Annotated in this window: 5 protein-coding genes and 1 pseudogene; all 6 read right to left on the bottom strand. The window is 35.6% G+C overall.

All coding sequences use genetic code 11. The features are described from left to right. Window positions 1-317 (bottom strand): annotated as a pseudogene (locus BLR79_RS08385) (protein rep); the annotation flags it as partial. Window positions 318-540: 223 nt separating this feature from the next. Further along, on the bottom strand, window positions 541-933 hold the full coding sequence (locus BLR79_RS09465) for a hypothetical protein (RefSeq protein WP_431732570.1): 393 nt from the start codon (window positions 931-933) through the stop codon (window positions 541-543). A 50-nt stretch (window positions 934-983) separates the two neighbouring features. After that, complete coding sequence (gene mobV, locus BLR79_RS09460) at window positions 984-1,802, bottom strand: MobV family relaxase (protein ID WP_456151364.1); 819 nt, start codon at window positions 1,800-1,802, stop codon at window positions 984-986. A gap of 506 nt (window positions 1,803-2,308) precedes the next feature. Then, the gene (gene bleO / locus BLR79_RS08375) at window positions 2,309-2,713 is read right to left on the bottom strand and encodes a bleomycin binding protein (protein WP_001242578.1); all 405 of its coding nucleotides are present in this window, start codon (window positions 2,711-2,713) and stop codon (window positions 2,309-2,311) included. 216 nt (window positions 2,714-2,929) lie between these two features. Next, window positions 2,930-3,691 carry an aminoglycoside O-nucleotidyltransferase ANT(4')-Ia gene (aadD1, locus tag BLR79_RS08370; RefSeq protein WP_001014230.1) on the bottom strand — a complete coding sequence of 254 codons (762 nt, stop codon included), beginning with the start codon at window positions 3,689-3,691 and terminating at the stop codon, window positions 2,930-2,932. A 168-nt stretch (window positions 3,692-3,859) separates the two neighbouring features. Then, window positions 3,860-4,525 carry a protein rep gene (locus tag BLR79_RS08365; RefSeq protein WP_268752998.1) on the bottom strand — a complete coding sequence of 222 codons (666 nt, stop codon included), beginning with the start codon at window positions 4,523-4,525 and terminating at the stop codon, window positions 3,860-3,862. Between the last annotated feature and the right edge of the window lie 69 nt (window positions 4,526-4,594).

Genomic DNA, 4,594 nt, shown 5'->3' with positions numbered 1-4,594 from the left:
GACTGAATGCCATGTTTCATTGCTCTCCTCCAGTTGCACATTGGACAAAGCCTGGATTTACAAAACCACACTCGATACAACTTTCTTTCGCCTGTTTCACGATTTTGTTTATACTCTAATATTTCAGCACAATCTTTTACTCTTTCAGCCTTTTTAAATTCAAGAATATGCAGAAGTTCAAAGTAATCAACATTAGCGATTTTCTTTTCTCTCCATGGTCTCACTTTTCCACTTTTTGTCTTGTCCACTAAAACCCTTGATTTTTCATCTGAATAAATGCTACTATTAGGACACATAATATTAAAAGAAACCCCCATCTATTTAGTTATTTGTTTAGTCACTTATAACTTTAACAGATGGGGTTTTTCTGTGCAACCAATTTTAAGGGTTTTCAATACTTTAAAACACATACATACCAACACTTCAACGCACCTTTCAGCAACTAAAATAAAAATGACGTTATTTCTATATGTATCAAGATAAGAAAGAACAAGTTCAAAACCATCAAAAAAAGACACCTTTTCAGGTGCTTTTTTTATTTTATAAACTCATTCCCTGATCTCGACTTCGTTCTTTTTTTACCTCTCGGTTATGAGTTAGTTCAAATTCGTTCTTTTTAGGTTCTAAATCGTGTTTTTCTTGGAATTGTGCTGTTTTATCCTTTACCTTGTCTACAAACCCCTTAAAAACGTTTTTAAAGGCTTTTAAGCCGTCTGTACGTTCCTTAAGGAATTCCTTAGTGCTTTCATAGATTAAACTCACATCACGCTTTAAATCGCTTATTTTAGACTTTAAAGACTTGTTTTCTTCAAGCAACTCATTATAATCATTTACATTTTCATTAAATCGCTCTACAAGACCACTATATTTTTCTTTAACTTGCCCATGTTCTTTACTTAATTTTTTATATTCTCTCGCCATATCAGTACTCATGAGATTTCTAACATGCTGTTTTAACCTATCGTTATCTCTCGCAGCAGTCACTAAGTTTTTATAATCACGCCCGATATAACAACATTTTTGGTTGGTTTCTTTTCTGTTTTCATTATTTCTTTTCCCAAACCAAACATGGACTTTTCACCCGTTGGCACTTCAACACTTTTCATGTGTCGTTTCGCTGGTACTTCTAAATCTGATTTAACTTTATCGCTATAAGCAGTCCATTCATCTTTTTTAACTGCTAAATTTTTTTCTAGAAAATCAATCTCTTTTTCCAAAGTTTGTTTTTTAAATTTAGCTGTCTCAATATGTTTACGGTCAGAGCCACGTTCACCACGCTTCAACTCAAAACCCTGTTTTTTCATATGCTCGGGGAATTTATCTTGTAGCCATAACAGTTCTTGACGATTAAACACATTTTTTCCTTGCAGTTTTCCATCACGCATAGGCACAACACCTAAATGCATGTGAGGGGTTTGCTCATCATTATGAACTGTTGCATAAGCAATATTTTGCTTGCCATATCGTTCGGAAAATAATTTATAACTTTCCTCAAAAAATCGTTTTTGTTCTCCTGGATCCAGTTGCTCAAAAAAATCTCGGTCAGATGTTACTAGCAACTCATTTACAAGAACAGCATCTTTCCTCGTTTTTCTTGTACCTGTTTTTTGTGATTCAATAATTTCTTTGACACGTTCGTTGTAATCAATATTTTTATCATTTTTCAAATCATAATTTTCACGTGTTCGCTCATGGTCAATATCATCATTCGTTCTACTTTTTCGCTCTCTTTGATTATGAAATTGCATGCCTTTTAGTCCAGCTGATTTCACTTTTTGCATTCTACAAACTGCATAACTCATATGTAAATCGCTCCTTTTTAGGTGGCACAAATGTGAGGCATTTTCGCTCTTTCCGGCAACCACTTCCAAGTAAAGTATAACACACTATACTTTATATTCATAAAGTGTGTGCTCTGCGAGGCTGTCGGCAGTGCCGACCAAAACCATAAAACCTTTAAGACCTTTCTTTTTTTTACGAGAAAAAAGAAACAAAAAAACCTGCCCTCTGCCACCTCAGCAAAGGGGGGTTTTGCTCTCGTGCTCGTTTAAAAATCAGCAAGGGACAGGTAGTATTTTTTGAGAAGATCACTCAAAAAATCTCCACCTTTAAACCCTTGCCAATTTTTATTTTGTCCGTTTTGTCTAGCTTACCGAAAGCCAGACTCAGCAAGAATAAAATTTTTATTGTCTTTCGGTTTTCTAGTGTAACGGACAAAACCACTCAAAATAAAAAAGATACAAGAGAGGTCTCTCGTATCTTTTATTCAGCAATCGCGCCCGATTGCTGAACAGATTAATAATAGATTTTAGCTTTTTATTTGTTGAAAAAAGCTAATCAAATTGTTGTCGGGATCAATTACTGCAAAGTCTCGTTCATCCCACCACTGATCTTTTAATGATGTATTGGGGTGCAAAATGCCCAAAGGCTTAATATGTTGATATAATTCATCAATTCCCTCTACTTCAATGCGGCAACTAGCAGTACCAGCAATAAACGACTCCGCACCTGTACAAACCGGTGAATCATTACTACGAGAGCGCCAGCCTTCATCACTTGCCTCCCATAGATGAATCCGAACCTCATTACACATTAGAACTGCGAATCCATCTTCATGGTGAACCAAAGTGAAACCTAGTTTATCGCAATAAAAACCTATACTCTTTTTAATATCCCCGACTGGCAATGCCGGGATAGACTGTAACATTCTCACGCATAAAATCCCCTTTCATTTTCTAATGTAAATCTATTACCTTATTATTAATTCAATTCGCTCATAATTAATCCTTTTTCTTATTACGCAAAATGGCCCGATTTAAGCACACCCTTTATTCCGTTAATGCGCCATGACAGCCATGATAATTACTAATACTAGGAGAAGTTAATAAATACGTAACCAACATGATTAACAATTATTAGAGGTCATCGTTCAAAATGGTATGCGTTTTGACACATCCACTATATATCCGTGTCGTTCTGTCCACTCCTGAATCCCATTCCAGAAATTCTCTAGCGATTCCAGAAGTTTCTCAGAGTCGGAAAGTTGACCAGACATTACGAACTGGCACAGATGGTCATAACCTGAAGGAAGATCTGATTGCTTAACTGCTTCAGTTAAGACCGAAGCGCTCGTCGTATAACAGATGCGATGATGCAGACCAATCAACATGGCACCTGCCATTGCTACCTGTACAGTCAAGGATGGTAGAAATGTTGTCGGTCCTTGCACACGAATATTACGCCATTTGCCTGCATATTCAAACAGCTCTTCTACGATAAGGGCACAAATCGCATCGTGGAACGTTTGGGCTTCTACCGATTTAGCAGTTTGATACACTTTCTCTAAGTATCCACCTGAATCATAAATCGGCAAAATAGAGAAAAATTGACCATGTGTAAGCGGCCAATCTGATTCCACCTGAGATGCATAATCTAGTAGAATCTCTTCGCTATCAAAATTCACTTCCACCTTCCACTCACCGGTTGTCCATTCATGGCTGAACTCTGCTTCCTCTGTTGACATGACACACATCATCTCAATATCCGAATAGGGCCCATCAGTCTGACGACCAAGAGAGCCATAAACACCAATAGCCTTAACATCATCCCCATATTTATCCAATATTCGTTCCTTAATTTCATGAACAATCTTCATTCTTTCTTCTCTAGTCATTATTATTGGTCCATTCACTATTCTCATTCCCTTTTCAGATAATTTTAGATTTGCTTTTCTAAATAAGAATATTTGGAGAGCACCGTTCTTATTCAGCTATTAATAACTCGTCTTCCTAAGCATCCTTCAATCCTTTTAATAACAATTATAGCATCTAATCTTCAACAAACTGGCCCGTTTGTTGAACTACTCTTTAATAAAATAATTTTTCCGTTCCCAATTCCACATTGCAATAATAGAAAATCCATCTTCATCGGCTTTTTCGTCATCATCTGTATGAATCAAATCGCCTTCTTCTGTGTCATCAAGGTTTAATTTTTTATGTATTTCTTTTAACAAACCACCATAGGAGATTAACCTTTTACGGTGTAAACCTTCCTCCAAATCAGACAAACGTTTCAAATTCTTTTCTTCATCATCGGTCATAAAATCCGTATCCTTTACAGGATATTTTGCAGTTTCGTCAATTGCCGATTGTATATCCGATTTATATTTATTTTTCGGTCGAATCATTTGAACTTTTACATTTGGATCATAGTCTAATTTCATTGCCTTTTTCCAAAATTGAATCCATTGTTTTTGATTCACGTAGTTTTCTGTATTCTTAAAATAAGTTGGTTCCACACATACCAATACATGCATGTGCTGATTATAAGAATTATCTTTATTATTTATTGTCACTTCCGTTGCACGCATAAAACCAACAAGATTTTTATTAATTTTTTTATATTGCATCATTCGGCGAAATCCTTGAGCCATATCTGACAAACTCTTATTTAATTCTTCGCCATCATAAACATTTTTAACTGTTAATGTGAGAAACAACCAACGAACTGTTGGCTTTTGTTTAATAACAGCTATATAGTAGCATACTATTTTTTTAAGGTTTGAGACCCTTAAAAAACTGCATTACTCTCAAAC

This window comes from Dolosicoccus paucivorans, assembly GCF_900100125.1.
Taxonomy (GTDB): domain Bacteria; phylum Bacillota; class Bacilli; order Lactobacillales; family Aerococcaceae; genus Dolosicoccus; species Dolosicoccus paucivorans.
Note: the sequence above shows the minus strand (reverse complement) of the source record. Positions and strands in the feature narration are given on the sequence as shown.